Here is a 20,872-nt window from a genome sequence, read left to right as displayed (position 1 = left end):
CTATGGCAGGCTGGCATACACGAGCCATTATCTACCAGATTGATACCGCCCTGTTTTACGACCTGAACGGCGATGGCTGCGGAGACATCGCCGGAATTGGGGCAAAGCTGCGCTACATTCGCCGGATGGGGGCAACGGTTATCTGGATCACCCCGTTTTATCTGACGCCGTTTCTGGATGAAGGCTACGACGTTAGCGACCACCTGCAGGTCGACCCGCGTTTTGGAAAACTGAAGGATATCATCGCGTTTATCGAGCAGGCCCGCGAGCTGGGCATGCAGGTGATTATCGAGCTGCTGATCCAGCACACCTCGGACGCGCATCCCTGGTTTCAACAGGCCCGCCGCAGCCCGCGGTCCCCCTTTCGCGACTATTACCTGTGGTCAGATAACGACGATGACGATACGCCGCCGATGTTCCCCGGCGTCGAGAAGAGCGTCTGGTCATGGGACGACGAGGCCGGGCAATACTACCGGCACATGTTCTATCGCCATGAGCCGGACCTCAATCTCGCCTCGCCTGCCGTGCTCAAAGAGATCGACAACATCATCCTCTTCTGGCTCAAGCTCGGCGTATCGGGCTTTCGCCTTGATGCGGCGTCTCACCTGACTAAGCAGGCCGGGCGTGGGGAGGAGAAAAAGGGGCTGTGGATCCTGGAGCACATGCGTCAGCTGATTGAGCAACATAACCCGGATGCGATCCTGCTTGGCGAAGTGGATGTCGAGGTAGAGGAATATAAAGACTACTTTGGCGATAACGATCGCCTTAACCTGGTGCTGAACTTCTGGCTTAACAAGTACTTCTACGTCAGCCTGGCCGAGAAGAGCGCCCGCCCGCTGCGCAACGCGGTGAAGAAAATGATCGTCCCTCCGGACTCCTGCTGCTTCGCTAACTGGCTGCGCAACCACGACGAGCTGGACCTTGAGGGCATTGGTCAAAAAGCCAAACAGATCGTGCTCGACACCTTCGCGCCGGATGAAAATATGAACGTGTATCAGCGCGGGATCCGCCGTCGTCTGGCACCGATGCTGAATGGCGATCGGAAGCGGCTGGCGTTCTGCCATGCGGTGTTGTTCTCTCTGCCCGGCGTGCCGGTCATGCGCTACGGGGATGAGATCGGCATGGGAGACGATCTGGCGCTGGAAGAGCGCTACGCCGTACGCACGCCGATGCAGTGGGCGGGCACGCAGGGCGGCGGATTTTCGGATGCCGATCCTGACGCATTTATCGCCCCCATCATCGATCGCGGCCCCTACCGCTATCACAAAGTCAACGTGGCGGATTCGCTTCTGCACCGCAGCTCGCTCCTGCACCGGATTATTGATATCGCTAACACGCGCTCGGAGTTTCCGGAAATCGCCGTTGCGCCGTTTCGGCTCATCAATGTGGATAACGATGCCGTACTGGGGATTTACTACGAGGCCGACGAACGCAGCATTCTGACCTTCGTAAACTTTAGCGACAAACCGGTTACGTTCGTCGCCAAAGGGATCCGGCACGCCGCCTGGACCGCCTGTCTGGCAGACAAACGTTACGATGATGCGCTACTCCCCGGCAAAGCGGTTGAGCTGAGCCTCAGCGGCTACGGCTACCGCTGGTTCTGGACCAACCGCACCGCGCTGCGCTGACTATTTTTTCCGGGTGGACAGCAGACGAGCCAGAACCACGCCCGCCACCGCGAGCGAACCGAGCACTACCTTCCCCGGCACGCCGGAGGTCATGGTTGCGGCGCGGTTCTTCGCTTCGTCTGTAAAACGCCCGTGGATTTTGTGCAGATCGTTGACCGGCCGGTCGAGGTAATCCTGACGATCTTCGGCGTTCAGCGTATCGGTCATCTGCCCTTCCCAGGCTTTCCTGACCATGAGCCGATCGAGAAAACTGGGGAACAGGAACTGCCCGACAATCGACTGGATGGTGCTGCTGCCGACCCAAAGCTCGCGCACCGGTTTTTGCGCCACCTTAAAAATGGCGCTGGCCGCCACTTCGGGCTGGAAGACGGGCGGAACGGGGCGCATCGCCCAGGCAAATTTATTCCTCGCCCACTCAAACTGCGGCGTGTTGAGCCCCGGCATCTGCACCATTGATATCGCCACCCGGCTATTTTCGTGCATCAGCTCGGTGCGCACGGCGTCGGTGAACCCCCGAATGGCCGCTTTCGCGCCGCAGTAGGCAGACTGCAGGGGAATGGAGCGGTAGGCCAGCGCGGAACCCACCTGAATAATGACGCCGCGATCCCGAGGCACCATCAGCTCCAGCGCGGCGCGGGTGCCGTTCACGTAGCCCAGATAGGTGACCTCCGTGACGCGGCGAAACTCGTCGGGCGTCATGGTACGAAACGGTGCCAGCACGGCGCCCATCGCGTTGTTGACCCACACCTCGATGGCGCCCAGGCGATACTCGATGTCGTTGGCCGCGTCGACCACGGCCTGGCTGTCCGCCACGTCGGCCTGAACGGCGTAGGCCTTGACGCCAAAACGGCGCAGCTCCTCCTGGGTAGAGTGCAGGCTCTCTGCGTCGCGGGCAATAATGCCCACGTCATACCCCGCTTTGGCAAAGTGCAGCGCCGTGGCTTTACCCACGCCTGCCGTCCCCCCGGTTATGACAATTACGGCCATATCCCCTCCGTCATGACGTCAAGCCCGAAAGCTTCCCGATCAGCTCCGTTAATGAATAGCGGACCGCTTTTTCCACCACGTCCTGACATTCTCCTGAAAAGAGCACGGTGCTAGTTTCCGTACGCCCCTGTAAATTCCAGGCGAAGCAGACGGTACCTGCTGCCGTACCGTCGTCGCCCCCTTCCGGTCCAGCGTACCCGCTGATGGCGATACTGATATCGGCCTCGGCAATCTCGCGAATTTTTGCGGCCATTTCGGTGACCGTCTGCTCACTGACGGCGGTGAAGCGCTCAAGGGTTTCGCGACGTACGCCCAGGATCCTCTCCTTGGCCTCATCGCTGAACACCACCATCCCGACATCATAGAACTCTGCCGTGTTCTCCTCAGCGCAGAGCGCGACCGCCAGATTGCCGCCGGTGCAGGATTCCGCCGTGGTTAAGCGAAGCCCTAAATCCGTCAGTTTCGTTGACAGCTTTTTGGTGAGCTCGCCCGTGGTCTGGTTTTTATCGTGATCCAGATTGCTCATAAGGGTGCCTCTTAATTTTCAAAAGGAATGATTGAAATATGACCATTCCTTTCAAGAATAGCGTATTTGATTTTAGCGAATTCGGTAATGCCGTTATTCTGGCGGGCTGACACAAGAATATCATCGCAGGAAACATCAACTTTCTTCAACTTATCTGCGAGCGGAACACCGTTTTCCACCAGAATAACCGGCGTACCGTCCAGAATATTTTCAACGGGTGAAAAATATTTCTTCATCAGGCCAAATATTATATCCACCACCACCAGCGTTGTTATTGTAATCATGGCTCCGGTGACCGAAAAATCCTCACCCAATAGCGCCTGCTGCGTCGCCTCGCTGATAATTAAGAGCAATATCAGGTCGAAACTCGTCATCTGCAGCAAGGCACGCCGCCCGGCAACCTTGAATACCACCACCAGAAACAGATAAATAGCCAGAGCACGAAAGACCATATCCATGTTCGTCTCCTAAGGATAAATAACCTGCCAGAAAGGTATTTCGGGCTCGTTGTTGACACGCAGCGTATTTGTCCACTTACCCGCTTTCGAGGGCGTTAAAAACAGCTGGATGGCGAATTTTTCATTCTTATCCAGGTTGTTATAGACCAGGACGAGCGTATTACCCCGGCTGTACATGCTGTCCGGCTGTGGCCAGATGCTGCCAGGTTCGTAAGCTTCCCGATCCTCGCGCGTCATAGCGATCGCGTACTTTCCCGGGGTCTTAACCGGAAACGCAATCTGTATCGGAAACTCCGTGTCACGCCGTCCGAAGCGCTCGTAGTTAATCGTCAGCGTTTTTGCCGAATTTGTTTTTTCGGTATCGCTTACGATTCCGCTCGAAAAAAAACCGAAAGTCGCGGCCGCAATAATACCTAACAACACGATAAAACCCGTCTGACGAAATGCATATTCGAACGTCAGCAAGCGATAACTTTCATTTATGCCGGGCAACTTTTCATTTTTACGATTCATCTGTGCCATCACCGTTTCGCTTATTTACTGAACGTTATGATTTCCATAGAAAAATGCTTTTAGGACTTATCACATTTGCCACATAAAGGAATAGCAATAATACTTAATAAGTCAAGACAGCCAAAATGAAGGATATCAAATGAAATTATCAGTCATTTCAGCCTTATTAATATTACTCGCCCCTGCCGCCTGGGCAGATAATAACGGTGGGTTACAAAAGGGCGAAGCCCCCCCGCCACCTCACGCGCTGGATGACGGTTATCGTGGTACAGACGACGCCCGTATCATGACCATTACGCAGGCAAAAGAGATGCATGACGGCGCATCGATTTCACTGCGCGGAAACCTGATTGACGGAAGCGGCGATAAGTATGTTTTCCAGGATAAAACAGGGAAAATCGACGTCGTTATCCCGAAAGCGGTATTTGACGACAGAACCGTCAAACCCGATCAGATGATCAGTATTAACGGTTCGCTTGATAAAAAGGCATCTCCTCCCGTGGTACGCGTCGATCGTCTGCAAAAGTAAATTCAGCGAAGCGTTAACGCTGTAACTATCCATCAAATCTCACCCCTTGGCCTGTAAGGAGTCAGCTATGAGTGATACAACACAACGTACGAACGCTTACCCAACCCCTCCGTTCCCCGAGCAGCCGCAAACGCCGCCGGGCCTGGCCTCTGAAATGGAGCCGGTGCCTGACCACGGGGAAACAAGCTATAAAGGGCATGGCCGACTCGCCGGCAAAAAGGCGCTCATTACCGGCGGCGACTCCGGTATTGGCCGCGCCGTGGCGATAGCCTACGCCCGCGAAGGCGCCGATGTGGCCATTAACTATCTGCCGGAAGAGGAAGACGACGCGGTCGAGGTGATCGCGCTGATTAAGGCAGAAGGACGGAACGCCGTTGCGCTTCCGGGGGACATTCGGGACGAGACGTTTTGCCAGAATCTGGTCGAAGAGGCCGTGTCTCAACTGGGCGGACTGGATATCCTGGTCAATAACGCCGGTCGCCAGCAGTATCGGGAATCACTGGAAGAACTCACGACCGAGGATTTCGATGCCACGTTTAAAACAAACGTTTACGCCCCTTTCTGGATAACAAAGGCGGCACTGCGCCACCTCAAAGCGCCAGGAACAATCATCAACACCTCCTCCGTACAGGCGGTGCAGCCGAGCGCCGTGCTGCTTGATTACGCGCAGACTAAAGCCTGTCTGGCGGTGTTTACCAAGGCCTTAGCGAAACAGCTGGGTCCAAAAGGGATACGCGTTAACGCGGTCGCACCGGGGCCGTACTGGACCGTGCTGCAGCCGAGCGGCGGGCAGCCGCAGGAAAAAGTGAAGCATTTTGGTGAGAGTTCTCCGCTGGGGCGCCCGGGACAGCCCGTTGAAATCGCGCCGCTGTACGTAACGTTAGCCTCTGATGAGTGTTCATTTACCTCCGGGCAGGTGTGGTGCTCGGACGGCGGCGACGGGACGATCTAAAACGAAAGGCTGCGCGAGCAGCCTTTTTTACGTCTACGGAGTGACGATATTGAACCAGAAATCAAAGCTGTCCATGTAGCTTAGCAGCTCATCCAGCTTCGCCTGATTGCCGGTAACCGTGACGTCGCCCTTCTCCTGCGCCTGCTTGAGCGTTGTCTGTTTAAGAATGATGTTGTTCAGCGTCTCGCGGCTGAGGGTAATAGACGCATCCGCCTCTTTCGCCACGGTATTCGCGCTGTGGTTCAGCACGCCGTTCTCCAGCTCCAGCTTGTACTGCCCACCATCCTTGCCGAGGTTTACGTTGAAGACGGCTTTTGCATTCGCCGCTTTCACGCCGTTGATATGTACGCCGAGGAAGTCAAAGAACATTTCCGGAGACATGGCGCGAACCGTGTCCGGGCTGGCCGTATTCGGCGTCGGCAATTTCTGAACGCCGTTGCGAAGCTCCTGCGCGCCGGTCAGGTAGAAGTTGCGCCACGGTCCAGACTCCGCCTGATATCCCAGCTGTTCGAGCGCGTCGGCTTCCAGATTACGCGCCGCTTTGTTGGTTGGCTCAGCAAACACCACTTTACTCACCACCTGCGCCACCCAGCGGTAGTTGCCCTGAGCGTAATCGGTTTTGGCTCTCTCCAGAATGGCGCTGGCACCGCCCATGTAATCGACGTATTTCTTCGCCGCATCCACCGGTGGCAGCTCGTCAAGCGTCGCCGGGTTACCGTTGAACCAGCCAAGATAGAACACGTAGGTAGCCTTCACGTCATGGCTTACCGAACCGTAATAGCCGCGGCTGGACCAGGACTTCGCCAGCCCGTCCGGCAGGGCAAAATTGGCCGCGATTTCGTCGCGCGTCAGGCCCTTGTTGGCCAGCCTCAGCGTCTGGTCGTTGATGTAACGGTACATATCACGCTGATTTTTCATCAGCTTCACCACGTTGTCGTTACCCCAGGTTGGCCAGTGGTGCTGCGCCATAATAATCTCGGCCTTATCACCCCAGCGTTCAATGGCGCTGTTGATGTATTTAGACCACGCCAGCGGATCGCGGATCTTCGCTCCGCGCAGCGAGTAGGTGTTGTGCAGCGTGTGGGTGACATCTTCTGCCGCTTCAATCATCTTCTTCTCTTCAACGTACCAGAGCATTTCGGATGGGGCCTCAGAGCCCGGCGCCATCATAAAGTCATAGGTCAGGCCGTCGATGACCTCTTTCTGCCCATCCTCGGTAATATAGTTCGTCGGCTCGATCAGCGTCACCGTACCGGCAGAGGTCGTTGTGCCCAGCCCGGCGCCGACCTGCCCTTTTGCATCAGGCTTCAGCAGGTTGCCGTACATATAGCTGGCGCGGCGGCTCATCGCATTCCCGGCCATGATGTTCTCGGAGACCGCTTCATTCATAAAGCCCGCCGGCGCATAGACCTTCACCTTACCGGCTTTCACATCGGCTTCGTCTACCACACCGCGCACGCCGCCGTAGTGGTCAACGTGGCTATGGGTATAAATCACCGCGACCACCGGACGCTTGCCGCGATTTTTATAATAGAGATCCATCCCCACTTTCGCGGTTTCGGCAGAGACCAGCGGATCGATAACCGTGATGCCCTCTTTTCCTTCCATGATGGTCATATTCGACAGATCAAGGTTACGGATCTGGTACACGCCGTCGGTAACTTCAAACAGACCGCTGATGTTAATCAGCTGCGCCTGACGCCACAGGCTTGGGTTAACCGTAGCGGGCGCTTTTTGCCCTTCTTTAATAAAAGCGTACTGCTGCGGGTTCCAGATAACATTCCCTTTTTCGCCTTTAATCACATCCTGCGGCAGGGCGGCAATAAAGCCCTTATGCGCATTACTAAAATCGGTTTTATCAAAAAAAGGCAGCTGACCGTACAGTGCTTCGTTGCTGTTTTTTGTGCTGGCGGTCGCCTCTTTCGCCATCTCTTGTGCCATGGCGGGGAAAGCCACCACCGATGTGGATAACAGACCGGCAACGGTCATTGCGCTTACGAGTGTATTAAGTTTCATATTTCCTCGACGGGTGAGAATAAATTCGATGAAACAAGGCTAACATTTGCGTATTTCCTCACCCACCGTTAATACGTTTAAAAATAAATGAAGCTGACCTGCAAAATAGCCATATTGTCCTTCAGCCTCTCCTTGCGGGCTAAATGTTAAAAAGCCCGGCTACTGACGCCGCCGGGCTTTTTATCAACGAGAATGCAAAGAATATTAATCGTGCTGACCGAAGCGGTAGGTCAACCCTGCCGAAACGGAGCTGATATCGCTGCTGACGCCAATTTGATTAGCATTCCCCACGTTGCTGACCCACTGGTATTCCAGACGGCCCGCCCAGTTTTTGTTGAACGCATACTCGGTTCCGACCGCAGCGAGCGGGCGCACACCGGTTTCAAAACGATTGTGACCACTCACATCAGATTCGGCACGATAGCCCATCGCACCGGCGCGACCATAGATATCCCAACCGTCCGTCACGGCGTAGCTGGCTTTAAGCGACATCTGCAGGCCCTGAGCTTTCATTTGCCCGCCCGCCCCCTGCTGCCCTTTTATCTGCATATTGCTTAAGTAATCATAGCCACCTTCAACGGCAAGCCATGGTGTAATTTGATAGCCGGTATAAACACCGCCACCGACATTATCGTGGTCAATATCAAAGTGAGTCGAGCCGTTATTACCGCCGACCGCTTTCTCGCCAGTATTGGTATCAAAATAGTGCGACCAGCCGAATTTCGCCCCGCTATACCAGGTGCCTGCATCTGCGGCGGCAAATACAGTGGTGGCGGTAAACGCATTGATAATAACTAAAGCGACAAGTGTCTTTTTCATGGAAATCCCGTTTGCTCTGTTGAATGTTTTCAGTAAGCAAACGATAAAGGCAAACGGGAGGAGCGTTAATTGATTATATGTTTAATTTTAAATTTACTTAAAAAGACTCTGGCAAATGTTCCACCGCCAGCAAATAACCACCGCGTTTAAAAGAGATGTATTTACCCTGCTTGAGCGCCGAGAGGACATTTAGAATACTGCTGCGAGACAATAGCGTGCGGTCCTGAATATAGTCAAGAATGGTTGTGCGCAACCGGGCTTCCTCGGGCAGTAATATCATCTCCTGAAGATGATTACGAATAACAGAATACGTTCGTTGTTGCACCACCTGCGCATCCCGGTAGATAAGATAGGCCGTGTGGTAGGATAATAGTGCAGCAACGTCCTCCCAAACCCCCTCTTCGCGAAAGCGTTTAGCAGCCTGCTCCGCATCCACCCGCAGAATAGTCGACGCCGTTTCCGCCCGAAGAATGTGGCCCTGCGTGGGCTGGATCATCTCCGCGATCCCGAACAGGTGCGGCTCGTAAACCGTAACCAACAGCAGCCCATCAGAAGCGCGGAGTAAAGAGAGTTCCCCCTCCAGAAACAGATACATCTGCTGGTGACCATTCCGGCTCCAGGTTATTCGCTTTCGCGGGACGAGCTTCACTTTCTCCGCAATCGGCTCAAGGATTGCGGTCAGTCGTGCAATAGACTGTTCAGGACGAACAGGCGGTAAAATATGCATGTCATGACCTTGTTGCGGCAGGTAACTGCCAGTATAGACCCTATAATTTAAACAGTTACCGAATTAAAACTGATAGCTATAGTTTACGCTGGCAAACCAAAGATGGGGACTACCGTAGCGTCCTTTAAATGCGGAGGGTGATTTCACCTGTGATGACTGCATATGAAGATATTCTACGGCCACACCGATATTGCTCGCGGGTGTAATTTGATACTGTGCCCCCGTACCGAATCGCCACTCATCCCCGGCAGGCAGCGTCAGCGCCACATCACTCTGGCTTCGATACGGCGAGCTGTCGAATGCCACGCCGGCGTTCAAACGCCACCGCTCCGTTGGGCGATACTGCACGCCTGCGGCACCGTGCCACGTATCTTTCATGCGGCTGGTATTGTTCAGCTTTTTTCCATCCACGGTGACCTGCGGTGCGCCGAACTGGCTCCAGTCCTGCCAGCCGAGGTCGCCCATTAGCGACCACTGATGATTAATATCATGCACGACGCTGAACATTAGCTGCTGCGGCGCACGCACCTGAGCCGAGACAGGAAGGTCATATGCGCCATTGGGCAAACGCGCTTTACCGTTAATATCGAAACCGTAATCCGTCTGGCTGTTCCAGGCGATGCCGACGCGCGTCTGGTCGGTAAGCTGCATCAATACACCGAGGCGGTAGCTCATTGCCCAGTCACGATCGTGCTGCTGACGATCGTCGTCGTTAACGTTGCGCGTGAGTGATAGAAAGCCGTAATTGATATTGGCGGATGCTCCTATCGAGAGACGATCGTTAAGTTTGTAGGCCATCGACGGGCTGAGCGTCATCGCCGCCATGGTGCTCTTTTTAATCAACCGGTCGCCCGCCCAGTTACCGTAATCAATCCCGAGGCCGTAATTACCGAACAGGCCGATTCCGGCATACAGTTTGTCCGTGACTTTTTGGCTATAAAAGGCGCTGGCGTTGGGCACCGTCTTCATGACATCGCCTGGGCTTTTCTGCGCATCATTCTTCAACTGATAGTCGATGGAGCCATCCATAACCTGTAACCCGCCGGTGACCATATGGTCGGGCAACCGCGTCATGCCCGCCGGGTTGGTCATTATCGTTGAGGCATCCTGAGCGCGTGCAGCCTGCCCCGCCCCTGCCAGCGCGGTGTCTTCTGTGCCGGTTTCATAAAAATAAAGCGCGCTGGCATGGGCGCATGAGGCGACCAATAAGCCAGCGCACAGGAGTATTCGAGTTTTCATCAGCAATCCTCGGGAAAAGAAATTTGCCGACAGGTATATCAGTGGGATCAATACACGTAAAAAGAAAGGGGGTTTAATTTTAAATTTGGGGGAGTTTGTCAGAACGACGTTATGCGAAAATCTGGAGCGGGCGAAGGGAATCGAACCCTCGTATAGAGCTTGGGAAGCTCTCGTTCTACCATTGAACTACGCCCGCTTTGAGGTGCGTAAAGCATTATAGACCTTACGCATCTCCATACAAGCCTCTTCACCACTAAGTGGCGATTAAATAATCACTTAGCACTTCGGTTTGCTGCCCTGCGCCGGAAGATAGCGCTGCGGATCGATGGCCGTCGCTTTATAACGGATCTGGAAATGCAGCTTCACCGAGTCCGTGCCGGTGCTGCCCATGGTCGCAATCTTCTGCCCCGCCTTCACGTTCTGCCCGTTATTGACCATCATCGTGTCGTTGTGGGCGTAGGCCGTAATATAGTCTTCACCGTGCTTTATCATGATGAGGTTGCCGTAGCCGCGAAGCTGGTTACCCACGTAGACCACCTTGCCGGCACCAGAAGCATAGACCGGCGTTCCGCGCGCGGCTGAGATATCAATGCCTTTATTGCCCCCCTCAGAGAGGGAGTACGGCGCCACCACTTTACCGCTGGCAGGCCAGATCCAGCAGCGCTGTCCGACAGGTGGCCAGGAGGATTTTGGCACCTGATAAGACGGCGTGACTTTGGCGGTTTTGCCTTTAGATGAGGACTTTTTACCCGAAGAGGAACTGCCGTTAACCTTCAGTTTCTGCCCTACCTCGATGGTATAGGGCGGCGAGATGCCGTTGAGGCGCGCCAGATCCTTCACGCTGGTCCCCGTTGCGCGCGAAATGCGGTACAGCGTATCCCCACGCTTAACGGTGTACACCGCACCGGAATAGCTACCCATGTCCGAGGATTTACTACCCGAGCACCCCGCAAGAAGCAGCGTCAACGTCAGGCAGAAAATAGCAGTGATGGGGTTTCTCGTCAGGCTTCCTGCAAACAAAACAGATCCTCGGTCAGCGTGAATGGCGCACCATGATACCAGCCCTGGCTGATATGGGTCAGCCCTTTTCCGCTCTGTGGGCCAAACCGTTCGTATAAGAATGCAGTATAATAATGACGCGAATGGCGTTGAACCGTTCAGCATTTTGGCACTGGAGCATCAATGAGTATTCAAGAACACGTTATTTTGGTAAATGACCAGGGAGGGGTGATTGGCACTCAGGAGAAGTACGCGGCACACACCTCCGAGACCCCGCTGCATCTGGCCTTCTCCTCCTGGCTATTTAACGCCAAAGGTGAATGTCTGATCACCCGACGCGCATTGAACAAAAAAGCCTGGCCGGGCGTCTGGACCAACTCCGTTTGCGGGCACCCGCAGTCAGGGGAAGCGCTTGAACAGGCGATTATCCGCCGCTGCCGCTTCGAAGTGGGTGCTGAGATTACGGCTATTACCGCCATTGCGCCTGAGTTTCGTTATCGTGAAACCGACCCTTCCGGAATTGTCGAAAATGAAATATGCCCGGTGTTTGCCGCTCGCATCACCGGCGAAATCACGATAAATGAAGAAGAAGTGATGGATCACCAGTGGGTTGAGCTGGAAGCGTTATTCCGCGCGCTGGATGCGACTCCGTGGGCCTTTAGCCCGTGGATGGTAATGGAAGCCACAACCGCGCGCGAAAAGCTTAAGTCTTTCGCGGCGCAATAAAAAAGCCCCTTTCGGGGCTTTTTTTTACGTCATTACGGATTACTTCACCGGACGCATCGCCGGGAACAGGATCACGTCACGAATGGTGTGGCTGTTGGTGAACAGCATAACCATACGGTCGATACCAATACCCAGGCCCGCAGTTGGCGGCAGGCCGTGCTCCAGCGCGGTCACGTAGTCTTCGTCGAAGAACATCGCTTCGTCATCGCCTGCCGCTTTCGCATCAACCTGATCCTGGAAGCGCTGCGCCTGATCTTCTGCATCGTTCAGCTCGCTAAAGCCGTTGCCGATTTCACGGCCGCCGATGAAGAACTCAAAGCGATCGGTGATTTCCGGGTTCTCGTCATTACGACGCGCCAGCGGAGACACTTCTGCCGGATATTCAGTGATGAAGGTCGGCTGAATCAGGTGTGCCTCGGCGACTTCTTCGAAGATCTCGGTCACGATGCGGCCCAGACCCCAGCTCTTCTCAACCTTGATACCGATGCTTTCCGCGATGGCTTTGGCAGAGTCGAAGTTATCCAGGTCAGCCATCTCGGTTTCCGGACGGTATTTCTTGATCGCTTCGCGCATGGTCAGCTTGACGAACGGCTTGCCGAAGTCGAAGACTTCTTCACCGTAAGGCACTTCAGTGGTGCCCAGAATGTCCTGCGCAAGAGTACGGAACAGGGATTCGGTCAGTTCGATCAGATCTTTGTAATCCGCATACGCCATATAGAGTTCCATCATGGTGAACTCTGGGTTATGACGAACGGAGATACCTTCGTTACGGAAGTTACGGTTGATTTCGAACACGCGGTCGAAGCCACCGACCACCAGACGCTTCAGGTACAGTTCCGGCGCGATGCGCAGGTACATGTCGAGGTCCAGGGCGTTGTGATGGGTGATGAACGGACGCGCAGACGCGCCGCCAGGGATCACCTGCATCATTGGGGTTTCCACTTCCATAAAGTCGCGGTTCACCATGAACTGGCGGATACCGGCCATGATCTGCGAGCGAATTTTGAAGGTCTTGCGGGAATCATCGTTAGAGATGAGGTCCAGATAGCGCTGGCGATAGCGCGCTTCCTGATCCTGCAGGCCGTGGAATTTGTCCGGCAGCGGGCGCAGGGCTTTGGTCAGCAGACGCAGCTCGGTGCAGTGGATAGAGAGTTCACCCGTTTTGGTTTTGAACAGCTTACCCTTCGCGCCCAGGATATCGCCCAGGTCCCACTTCTTGAACTGCTCGTTGTAGATGCCTTCCGGCAGGTCGTCACGGGAGACGTACAGCTGAATGCGGCCGCCAACGTCCTGTAAGGTCACGAAGGACGCTTTACCCATGATACGACGGGTCATCATGCGGCCAGCCACAGACACTTCAACGTTCAGCGCTTCCAGCTCTTCGTTCTCTTTACCGTCGAATTCTGCGTGCAGTTGGTCTGAGGTATGGTCACGACGAAAATCGTTCGGGAAAGGCACGCCCTGCTCGCGCAGCGCTGCCAGCTTCTCGCGGCGGGTTTTCAGTTCGTTATTAAGATCGACTACCGCGTCAGCGCCCTGTGCTTGTTGTTCAGACATGTTGGTTCCTCATAACCCTGCTTTCAAACTTGCTTCGATAAATTGGTCCAGGCTGCCGTCCAGCACCGCCTGCGTGTTACGGGTTTCAACCCCGGTACGCAGGTCTTTGATGCGGGAGTCATCAAGGACGTAAGAACGGATCTGGCTGCCCCAGCCGATGTCAGACTTGTTGTCTTCCATCGCCTGTTTCTCAGCATTTTTCTTCTGCATTTCCAGCTCATAAAGCTTCGCTTTCATCTGCTTCATGGCCTGGTCTTTGTTCTTATGCTGGGAACGGTCGTTCTGGCACTGCGTAACCGTGTTGGTTGGAAGGTGGGTAATACGCACCGCCGATTCCGTACGGTTAACGTGCTGACCACCCGCACCGGATGCGCGGTAAACGTCGATTCGCAGGTCGGCCGGGTTGATTTCGATATCGATATCGTCTTTCACTTCCGGGTAAACAAACGCGGAGCTGAAGGAGGTATGACGGCGGCCGCCGGAATCGAACGGGCTCTTACGTACCAGGCGATGAACGCCGGTTTCAGTACGCAGCCAGCCGTAGGCGTAATCACCAATAATCTTAATGGTGATGGATTTCAGACCCGCGACTTCACCTTCAGATTCTTCGATGATTTCGGTTTTGAAACCGCGCGCTTCTGCCCAACGCAAATACATACGCGCCAGCATGCTCGCCCAGTCCTGCGCTTCTGTACCGCCAGAACCGGCCTGAATATCGAGATAGCAGTCGGCGCTGTCGTATTCGCCGGAGAACATACGGCGGAATTCCAGCTGCGCCAGCTTCTCTTCCAGAACGTCGAGCTCTGCAACGGCTTCGTTAAAGGTTTCTTCGTCTTCAGCTTCGACAGCAAGCTCCAGCAGACCAGAAACATCTTCCAGACCCTGCGCCATTTGATCCAGCGTATCAACGATGGCCTCAAGGGAGGAACGCTCTTTACCCAGCGCCTGTGCGCGTTCAGGTTCGTTCCAGACGTCCGGCTGTTCCAGCTCGGCGTTTACTTCTTCCAGACGCTCTTTCTTGGCATCGTAGTCAAAGATACCCCCTAAGAACGTCAGAGCGCTCCGTGAGGTCCTGAATGCGGTTTTTTACCGGATTAATTTCAAACATGGTCTGTTTTCTTTTATGAGCTTGTCAAAATGCGGTGATAAGAGCGGGATTGTACCGAATCCACGCCCTTTTTTGTAGCTTTACTGACGCTAAATTGGCCAGATATTGTCGATGATGATCTGCAGGGAGCGGTTACCACGAAACTCGTTAATATCGAGCTTATAGGCCAGCTCAACTTCGCGCACGCCGTTGTCTGGCCAAACAGAGGTATCAACGTTGAAGGCGATACCGTCGAGCAGCGGGCCGCCGCCTACCGGCTCAACCATCACTTTGAGATGACGTTCACCTACAATACGCTGCTGCAGCAGGCGGAAACGCCCGTCGAACAGCGGTTCCGGGAACATCTGCCCCCACGGCCCGGCGTCACGCAGCATCTGCGCCACTTCCATGGTCATCTCAGCCGCGGATAACGGCCCGTCTGAGACCACCTCGCCCTGCAGGAGGGCCGGATCAATCCAGTCCGTCACCAGCTCGCCGAACAGACGCTGAAACTCGTCGAACTTCGCCTCTTCCAGCGACAGGCCTGCCGCCATTGCGTGGCCGCCGAACTTAATCATCAGGTTCGGGTACAGCGTGTCGAGACGCTCCAGCGCATCGCGCATGTGCAGTCCCTGAATCGAGCGACCCGAGCCTTTCAGCGTGCCGTCGCCAGCCGGTGCAAAGGCAATCACCGGGCGGTGGAAGCGCTCTTTGATGCGCGAGGCCAGAATACCGACGACGCCCTGATGCCACTCGGGATGGTACATCGCCAGACCGCCCGGCAGCGTGTCGCCGCTGCGTTCGAGCTTCTCGCACAGGGTTAGCGCTTCGGCCTGCATACCCTGCTCAATCTCTTTGCGGGTCTGGTTCAGCGCATCCAGCTCGTTGGCAAGCACGCGCGCTTCGCCGATGTTGTCGACCAGCAGGAGTGCGACACCGACGGACATATCGTCCAGCCTTCCGGCGGCGTTCAGACGCGGCCCGAGAGCAAAGCCCAAATCACTTGCCGCCAGCTTGAGCGGATCGCGATTGGCGATTTCGAGCAGAGCCTTAATGCCTGGACGACACTTGCCCGCACGGATACGGCTTAATCCCTGCCAGGTCAAAATACGGTTATTGGTGTCCAGCGGAACGACGTCCGCGACGGTGCCCAGCGCCACCAGGTCAAGGTATTCGGCCAGGTTCGGCACGGCAATACCGCGCGATTCGAACCAGCCTTTACCGTGCAGCAGCGTACGCAGCGCCAGCATCAGATAAAACGCCACGCCGACGCCCGCCAGCGATTTCGAAGGGAAATCACAGTCGCGCAGGTTCGGGTTAATGATGGCCTCAGCGGCTGGCAGGGTTTCCCCCGGCAGGTGGTGATCGGTCACCAGCACGGGGATCCCGAGCGCGTGCGCATGATCGACACCCGCGTGGGAGGAGATCCCGTTGTCCACGGTCAGGATCATCTGCGCACCACGCGCATGCGCCTGATCGACCACTTCCGGGCTCAGCCCGTAGCCGTCTTCGAAGCGGTTCGGCACCAGATAGGTGACGTTATCGCAGCCCAGCGCGCGCAGGCTGAGCACGCTCAGCGCGGTACTGGTTGCGCCGTCGGCGTCGAAATCCCCCACCACGACAATCCGCGTCCCTTCACGGAACGCGTCGTAGAGCATCTCTGTCGCTTTTTCGACGCCGCTCAGCTGCTGCCAGGGCAGCATGCCTTTGACGCTACGTTCGAGATCGCTGGCCGTTCGCACGCCGCGGCTGGCATAGAGCCGCCGCAGCAGGGGGGAAAGATCGGCTGGTAAATCGGCATCTTCAACCGCTTCGCGGCGACGCAATTTTATCGGGGCTTTCACGCGAATTATTTACCAGCAGTCTGTTTCTGATGCGCGTCGAGGAACTCTTTCATCTCTTTTGGCCCCTGATAGCCCGGCACCACATAGCCGTTGCTCAGCACGATAGCTGGCGTACCGGTGACGCCAAACTGCACGCCCAGCGCATAGTGGTTCGCAATATCGATATCACAGGACGCGGGCTTAACGCCTTTGCCGTTCATCGCATCGTCAAAGGCTTTGTTGCGGTCTTTCGCACACCAGATAGCCTTCATGTCTTGTTCTGGCTGGCTCTGCACGCCCGCGCGCGGGAAGGCCAGGTAGCGCACGGTGATGCCCAGCGCATTGTAGTCTTTCATCTCTTCATGCAGCTTGTGGCAGTAGCCGCAGGTGATGTCGGTGAAGACGGTAATGACGTGCTTTTCCTGCGCCGCTTTGTAGACAATCATCTCTTTTTCGAGCGCGTTCAGGTTTTTCATCAGCAGCTGGTTAGTTACGTTAACCGGCTGCGCGCCGCTTACGTCGTACATCGGCCCCTGAATGATGTGCTTCCCGTCTTCGGTCACGTACAGCACGCCGCTGTTGGTCAAGACGGTTTTCATTCCGGCGACGGGCGCGGGCTGAATGTCGCTGCTGGAGACGCCAAGTTTTGTCAGAGACTGTTTGATGGCTGCATCATCTGCATGGGCAAAACCGGTAAACGAAGCTGCCAGCAGGGTGAACAGCGCAAAAGACTTTTTCATATGTGATCCTGTTACAATTCGTCGGCACTCACGCGCGAGGGTGGTGCTGTTGGTGTAGCTGCCGCAGGCGTTCCGTCGCGACATGGGTGTAAATTTGCGTCGTTGATAGATCGCTGTGCCCCAGCAGCATCTGCACCACGCGTAAATCCGCGCCGTGGTTCAACAGATGCGTCGCGAAGGCGTGACGCAAAACGTGCGGCGACAGCTTTTCACTGTCTATTCCTGCCAGTGTGGCGTAATGCTTGATGCGATGCCAGAACGTTTGTCGTGTCATCTGCTGCGCGCGCTGGCTCGGGAACAGCACATCAATAGAGACGCCGTTCAGCAGCCACGGTCGGCCATGCTCCAGATACGTCTCCAGCCAGTACACCGCCTCTTCACCCAGCGGTACCAGCCGTTCTTTGTTCCCTTTCCCTATTACGCGCACCACGCCCTGACGCAGGCTAATGTCGCTCATCGTCAGGCCGACCAGTTCAGAAACACGTAAACCGGTAGCATACAATAGTTCAAGCATCGCTTTATCGCGTAACTCCAGCGGCACGTCAACAGCGGGCGACTGTAATAATCTCTCAACCTGTGCTTCGCTGAGATCTTTCGGCAGCCGCTGCGGGAGTTTAGGCGAGGCCAGCAGGGCGCTGGGATCGTCCGCACGGATCTTTTCGCGATAGAGGTGCTGGAACAGGCGACGCATTGCGCTCAAGAGGCGCGCGGAGCTGGTCGCCTTATAGCCGCCCTCCATCCGCTCACCCAGCAGGGCCTGCAGGTCGTCACGTTGGGCGCTCTCAAGCGTCAGTTCGCGGTGCGCCAGCCACTCCACCAGCATGGTGAGGTCACGTCGATAGGCACTGAGCGTGTTTTCGGCCAGGTTTTTCTCCAGCCACAGCGCGTCAAGAAACTGTTCGATGAGTGCGAGATCCTTTTCCACTTCAGCCCCTTTGGTTCTGCAATCCGGGCATTATGCCTGAATGCCATCGGTTTCTGGTACACTACGCGCAATGTCATAGCAAGAATTGAGAACGTTACGCGATGAATATTGGTCTTTTCTATGGTTCCAGCACCTGCTACACCGAAATGGCGGCGGAAAAAATTCGCGACATCATCGGCCCCGAGCTGGTGACGTTGCATAACCTGAAAGATGATGCGCTCACGCTGATGGAGCAGTACGACGTGCTTATCCTCGGCATCCCAACATGGGATTTTGGTGAGATTCAGGAAGACTGGGAAGCCATCTGGGATGGGCTCGATGCCCTCAACCTCGACGGCAAAATCATTGCGATGTACGGCATGGGCGACCAGCTAGGCTACGGCGAGTGGTTCCTGGACGCACTCGGCATGCTGCACGACAAACTGGCACCAAAGGGCGCGACGTTTATTGGCTACTGGCCTACGGAAGGCTATGAGTTTACGAGCAAAAAACCGATTATTGCTGACGGCCAGCTGTTTGTTGGGCTCGCGCTGGATGAAACCAACCAGTACGATCTCAGCGATGAGCGTCTGGAAAACTGGTGCGAGCAGATACTGGGCGAGATGGCAGAGAAGTTCAGCTGACGCGAACCTAGTCCTGCGTCGGTTGCTGCAATATCATCCGGCGCAGTTCACGCCATTCGGCCGCATCCATACTGTCGGCAGCCAGCCACAGGTGCTGGCGGCGGCCTCCCTCAAGCTGACGCAACCTTAGCATCATACCGGCGCTCAGCATCCACGGCGTGCCGATAATTTCCCACTCTTTTCCCTGCCAGCGCAAACGCGAATCCATCAGCAGTTTGATTTCACCCTGACGGGCATTGATCCGGCGCTGGCTGCGCACGCTGTCAAAGACCACAAACGACAGCAGCAGTAGCCACAGCGGCGTGTAGCTAAGCGGCCACGGCATCAGTAAAACAAAAGCCGCGACCAGGCCGTGGAGCAATAAAGACATCCACTGCGAGCGCCATGAGACGCGAAGATCAGATTGCCACAGGACCACGTTCCCGATTCCGTGTTTGAATTAATTGCACCATCCGTTGCAACTCGGTGTCGGCGGGCTTGCCGTGATTCATCAGCCAGTTGAATAAATCAGGATCGTCAGACTCTAGCAGGCGAACAAACAGACGCTTATCGTCATCGCTTAAGCTGTCATACTCATATTCGAAGAAAGGCATGATGGAGATATCAAGTTCACGCATGCCGCGACGGCACGCCCAGTGAATACGGGCCTTGTTGTTAATATCCATGTTCTGTTTCCTGCATTACGTTTGGCACAGTCGGTATCCCGTTCAGTGTTCTTTATTCTCTCGGGAACAGTAGCTAGTGTAACGTGTTTTTGACCGTTTCTTTACTGGAATATTGCGAACGTCGAGCAGGCTTCCAGAATAATCCCTACAAAGACAGAGGATACACATTTTTGCGTGGCGCTACGCAGAAGTTGCCTAAGGCACAAATGGCCTGCTGAAAGCGCTTGCAATGAATACAGTCTCTTTTACCATTAGGTATTATCAAAGCGTTAAGCAATTCAGGACATCACTATGGCTTTTACTCCATTTTCTCCTCGCCAGCCCGCCGCCTCTGCGCGTCTGCCGCTGACGCTGATTACTCTTGATGACTGGGCGCTGGCGACGCTCACCGGTGCCGATGCCGAAAAATACATTCAGGGTCAGGTGACGGCCGACGTCGCCCAGTTGACTGAACACCAGCATCTGCTGGCTGCCCACTGCGATCCAAAAGGTAAAATGTGGAGCAACCTGCGCGTGTTCCGCCGTCAGGACGGCTTTGCCTATATTGAACGCCGCAGCCTGCGTGACGCCCAGCTCGCTGAACTGAAAAAGTACGCGGTCTTCTCTAAGGTCACTATTGCCCCTGACGACGAACACGTTCTGCTGGGCGTCGCGGGCTTCCAGGCACGTGCTTCGCTGAAAAACCTCTTTGTCGAACTGCCGGATGCGGAAAAACAGGTCGTCAGTGAAGGCGCCACCTCGATTCTGTGGTTTGAACACCCGGCTGAGCGTTTCCTGCTGGTGACGGATGTGGCAACGGCTGAACGCGTCACCGAGGCGCTGCGCGGTGAAGCGCAGCTGAACAACAGCCAGCAGTGGCTGGCGCTGAACATTGAAGCGGGTTTACCGGTGATTGACGCGGCAAACAGTGCGCAGTTTATTCCTCAGGCCACGAACCTGCAGGCGCTGGGCGGTATCAGCTTCAAGAAAGGCTGCTACACCGGCCAGGAGATGGTCGCGCGTGCGAAATTCCGCGGTGCCAACAAGCGCGCCCTGTGGACGCTTGCAGGACACGCCAGCCGCGTACCGGAAGCGGGTGAAGATCTCGAGCTGAAGATGGGTGAAAACTGGCGTCGTACCGGCACCGTGCTAGCCGCCGTGCAGCTGGATGATGGTCGTGTTCTGGTTCAGGTGGTGATGAATAACGACATGGAAGCCGACAGCGTGTTCCGCGTGCGTGACGATGCCAATACGTTGAGCATCGAGCCGCTGCCGTATTCGCTGGAAGAATAAATGTGCTGCCTGTATCGCCCGGTGGCGCTGCGCTTACCGGGCGATGCAGGTTTGGTGTTCC

Annotated in this window: 22 protein-coding genes and 1 tRNA gene; 6 read left to right on the top strand and 17 right to left on the bottom strand. The window is 55.5% G+C overall.

All coding sequences use genetic code 11. The features are described 5' to 3' along the window. Window positions 1–2 precede the first annotated feature (2 nt). A complete protein-coding gene (locus D5067_RS04330) occupies window positions 3–1,628 on the top strand; it encodes an alpha-amylase family protein (protein ID WP_119936126.1) in 1,626 nt (541 codons plus the stop codon). Here the strand turns inward: D5067_RS04330 and D5067_RS04325 are convergent, their stop codons facing one another. Genes D5067_RS04325 through D5067_RS04310 form a run of 4 tightly spaced genes read right to left on the bottom strand, consistent with a single transcriptional unit; the run spans window position 1,629 to window position 4,112 of the window. Beyond that, entirely contained in the window at window positions 1,629–2,615 is a 987-nt protein-coding gene (locus tag D5067_RS04325) for an SDR family oxidoreductase (protein WP_119936127.1), read from the bottom strand. Window positions 2,616–2,625: 10 nt separating this feature from the next. Next, window positions 2,626–3,141: a 2-oxo-tetronate isomerase gene (locus D5067_RS04320; protein WP_119936128.1), complete on the bottom strand. Its 516-nt coding sequence runs from the start codon at window positions 3,139–3,141 to the stop codon at window positions 2,626–2,628. 11 nt (window positions 3,142–3,152) lie between these two features. Then, a complete protein-coding gene (locus tag D5067_RS04315) occupies window positions 3,153–3,599 on the bottom strand; it encodes a DUF421 domain-containing protein (RefSeq protein ID WP_119936129.1) in 447 nt (148 codons plus the stop codon). Window positions 3,600–3,608: 9 nt separating this feature from the next. After that, window positions 3,609–4,112 (bottom strand): hypothetical protein, encoded by a 504-nt coding sequence (locus D5067_RS04310; RefSeq protein WP_119936281.1) that lies wholly within the window; start codon window positions 4,110–4,112, stop codon window positions 3,609–3,611. Between the two features lie 139 nt (window positions 4,113–4,251). On the opposite strand from D5067_RS04310, the gene D5067_RS04305 reads away from it, so the two are divergent. Further along, the gene (locus D5067_RS04305) at window positions 4,252–4,641 is read left to right on the top strand and encodes a YdeI family stress tolerance OB fold protein (RefSeq protein ID WP_119936130.1); all 390 of its coding nucleotides are present in this window, start codon (window positions 4,252–4,254) and stop codon (window positions 4,639–4,641) included. Between the two features lie 67 nt (window positions 4,642–4,708). After that, window positions 4,709–5,593: an SDR family oxidoreductase gene (locus tag D5067_RS04300; RefSeq protein WP_119936131.1), complete on the top strand. Its 885-nt coding sequence runs from the start codon at window positions 4,709–4,711 to the stop codon at window positions 5,591–5,593. A gap of 33 nt (window positions 5,594–5,626) precedes the next feature. Here the strand turns inward: D5067_RS04300 and D5067_RS04295 are convergent, their stop codons facing one another. The 6 genes from D5067_RS04295 to actS form a co-directional block, all read right to left on the bottom strand. Further along, a complete protein-coding gene (locus D5067_RS04295; RefSeq protein ID WP_119936132.1) occupies window positions 5,627–7,609 on the bottom strand; it encodes an alkyl/aryl-sulfatase in 1,983 nt (660 codons plus the stop codon). 204 nt (window positions 7,610–7,813) lie between these two features. Continuing rightward, on the bottom strand, window positions 7,814–8,428 hold the full coding sequence (locus D5067_RS04290; protein ID WP_119936133.1) for an outer membrane beta-barrel protein: 615 nt from the start codon (window positions 8,426–8,428) through the stop codon (window positions 7,814–7,816). A 97-nt stretch (window positions 8,429–8,525) separates the two neighbouring features. Further along, a complete protein-coding gene (locus D5067_RS04285; RefSeq protein ID WP_119936134.1) occupies window positions 8,526–9,155 on the bottom strand; it encodes a helix-turn-helix domain-containing protein in 630 nt (209 codons plus the stop codon). A 63-nt stretch (window positions 9,156–9,218) separates the two neighbouring features. Next, complete coding sequence (locus tag D5067_RS04280; RefSeq protein WP_119936135.1) at window positions 9,219–10,394, bottom strand: OmpP1/FadL family transporter; 1,176 nt, start codon at window positions 10,392–10,394, stop codon at window positions 9,219–9,221. Window positions 10,395–10,516: 122 nt separating this feature from the next. Further along, a tRNA-Gly gene (locus D5067_RS04275) sits at window positions 10,517–10,590 on the bottom strand. 80 nt (window positions 10,591–10,670) lie between these two features. Beyond that, a complete protein-coding gene (actS, locus tag D5067_RS04270) occupies window positions 10,671–11,414 on the bottom strand; it encodes an amidase activator ActS (RefSeq protein ID WP_119936136.1) in 744 nt (247 codons plus the stop codon). Window positions 11,415–11,576: 162 nt separating this feature from the next. Between actS and idi the strand changes: the two genes are divergently transcribed. Further along, window positions 11,577–12,119, top strand: coding sequence for an isopentenyl-diphosphate Delta-isomerase (idi, locus tag D5067_RS04265; protein ID WP_119936137.1), 543 nt, complete (start codon window positions 11,577–11,579; stop codon window positions 12,117–12,119). A gap of 39 nt (window positions 12,120–12,158) precedes the next feature. Here idi and lysS read toward each other — a convergent pair whose 3' ends face one another. The 5 genes from lysS to xerD all read right to left on the bottom strand — a co-directional run bounded on the left by lysS (window position 12,159) and on the right by xerD (window position 18,251). Further along, entirely contained in the window at window positions 12,159–13,676 is a 1,518-nt protein-coding gene (gene lysS / locus D5067_RS04260; RefSeq protein WP_119936138.1) for a lysine--tRNA ligase, read from the bottom strand. Between the two features lie 9 nt (window positions 13,677–13,685). Continuing rightward, window positions 13,686–14,784 (bottom strand): peptide chain release factor 2 gene (gene prfB, locus D5067_RS04255; protein ID WP_119936139.1). Its coding sequence is split into 2 segments (ribosomal slippage): window positions 13,686–14,708 and window positions 14,710–14,784, totalling 1,098 coding nucleotides; the frame shifts between segments, so codons are not numbered across the junction. Window positions 14,785–14,873: 89 nt separating this feature from the next. Further along, window positions 14,874–16,607 (bottom strand): single-stranded-DNA-specific exonuclease RecJ, encoded by a 1,734-nt coding sequence (gene recJ, locus D5067_RS04250; RefSeq protein WP_119936140.1) that lies wholly within the window; start codon window positions 16,605–16,607, stop codon window positions 14,874–14,876. A gap of 5 nt (window positions 16,608–16,612) precedes the next feature. After that, window positions 16,613–17,326 carry a bifunctional protein-disulfide isomerase/oxidoreductase DsbC gene (gene dsbC, locus D5067_RS04245; protein WP_119936141.1) on the bottom strand — a complete coding sequence of 238 codons (714 nt, stop codon included), beginning with the start codon at window positions 17,324–17,326 and terminating at the stop codon, window positions 16,613–16,615. 28 nt (window positions 17,327–17,354) lie between these two features. Beyond that, window positions 17,355–18,251: a site-specific tyrosine recombinase XerD gene (gene xerD, locus D5067_RS04240; RefSeq protein ID WP_119936142.1), complete on the bottom strand. Its 897-nt coding sequence runs from the start codon at window positions 18,249–18,251 to the stop codon at window positions 17,355–17,357. 101 nt (window positions 18,252–18,352) lie between these two features. Between xerD and fldB the strand changes: the two genes are divergently transcribed. Next, window positions 18,353–18,874: a flavodoxin FldB gene (gene fldB, locus D5067_RS04235; protein ID WP_119936143.1), complete on the top strand. Its 522-nt coding sequence runs from the start codon at window positions 18,353–18,355 to the stop codon at window positions 18,872–18,874. Between the two features lie 7 nt (window positions 18,875–18,881). On the opposite strand, the gene D5067_RS04230 is transcribed toward fldB, so the two are convergent. Further along, window positions 18,882–19,292, bottom strand: a complete 411-nt coding sequence (locus D5067_RS04230) for a protein YgfX (RefSeq protein WP_119936144.1) — start codon at window positions 19,290–19,292, stop codon at window positions 18,882–18,884. Further along, window positions 19,273–19,539, bottom strand: coding sequence for an FAD assembly factor SdhE (sdhE, locus tag D5067_RS04225; protein ID WP_010435322.1), 267 nt, complete (start codon window positions 19,537–19,539; stop codon window positions 19,273–19,275). Before sdhE ends, D5067_RS04230 begins: the two co-directional genes overlap by 20 nt. 291 nt (window positions 19,540–19,830) lie before the next feature. Between sdhE and ygfZ the strand changes: the two genes are divergently transcribed. Next, window positions 19,831–20,811, top strand: a complete 981-nt coding sequence (ygfZ, locus tag D5067_RS04220; RefSeq protein WP_119936145.1) for a tRNA-modifying protein YgfZ — start codon at window positions 19,831–19,833, stop codon at window positions 20,809–20,811. Window positions 20,812–20,872 lie beyond the last annotated feature (61 nt).

The sequence above is a fragment of the Enterobacter huaxiensis genome (assembly GCF_003594935.2).
Lineage (GTDB): Bacteria > Pseudomonadota > Gammaproteobacteria > Enterobacterales > Enterobacteriaceae > Enterobacter > Enterobacter huaxiensis.
This window is presented reverse-complemented; position numbering and strand designations above follow the sequence as displayed.

Coding starts and splice junctions, on each gene's coding strand:
- D5067_RS04295 (WP_119936132.1), bottom strand. CDS start 7,609: ATGAAACTTAATACACTCGTAAGCGCAATGACCGTTGCCGGTCTGTTA.
- D5067_RS04305 (WP_119936130.1), top strand. CDS start 4,252: ATGAAATTATCAGTCATTTCAGCCTTATTAATATTACTCGCCCCTGCC.
- D5067_RS04290 (WP_119936133.1), bottom strand. CDS start 8,428: ATGAAAAAGACACTTGTCGCTTTAGTTATTATCAATGCGTTTACCGCC.
- sdhE (WP_010435322.1), bottom strand. CDS start 19,539: ATGGATATTAACAACAAGGCCCGTATTCACTGGGCGTGCCGTCGCGGC.
- D5067_RS04330 (WP_119936126.1), top strand. CDS start 3: ATGGCAGGCTGGCATACACGAGCCATTATCTACCAGATTGATACCGCC.
- D5067_RS04310 (WP_119936281.1), bottom strand. CDS start 4,112: ATGAATCGTAAAAATGAAAAGTTGCCCGGCATAAATGAAAGTTATCGC.
- idi (WP_119936137.1), top strand. CDS start 11,577: ATGAGTATTCAAGAACACGTTATTTTGGTAAATGACCAGGGAGGGGTG.
- D5067_RS04325 (WP_119936127.1), bottom strand. CDS start 2,615: ATGGCCGTAATTGTCATAACCGGGGGGACGGCAGGCGTGGGTAAAGCC.
- D5067_RS04280 (WP_119936135.1), bottom strand. CDS start 10,394: ATGAAAACTCGAATACTCCTGTGCGCTGGCTTATTGGTCGCCTCATGC.
- lysS (WP_119936138.1), bottom strand. CDS start 13,676: ATGTCTGAACAACAAGCACAGGGCGCTGACGCGGTAGTCGATCTTAAT.
- D5067_RS04285 (WP_119936134.1), bottom strand. CDS start 9,155: ATGCATATTTTACCGCCTGTTCGTCCTGAACAGTCTATTGCACGACTG.
- D5067_RS04300 (WP_119936131.1), top strand. CDS start 4,709: ATGAGTGATACAACACAACGTACGAACGCTTACCCAACCCCTCCGTTC.
- ygfZ (WP_119936145.1), top strand. CDS start 19,831: ATGGCTTTTACTCCATTTTCTCCTCGCCAGCCCGCCGCCTCTGCGCGT.
- D5067_RS04320 (WP_119936128.1), bottom strand. CDS start 3,141: ATGAGCAATCTGGATCACGATAAAAACCAGACCACGGGCGAGCTCACC.
- dsbC (WP_119936141.1), bottom strand. CDS start 17,326: ATGAAAAAGTCTTTTGCGCTGTTCACCCTGCTGGCAGCTTCGTTTACC.
- fldB (WP_119936143.1), top strand. CDS start 18,353: ATGAATATTGGTCTTTTCTATGGTTCCAGCACCTGCTACACCGAAATG.
- D5067_RS04315 (WP_119936129.1), bottom strand. CDS start 3,599: ATGGATATGGTCTTTCGTGCTCTGGCTATTTATCTGTTTCTGGTGGTG.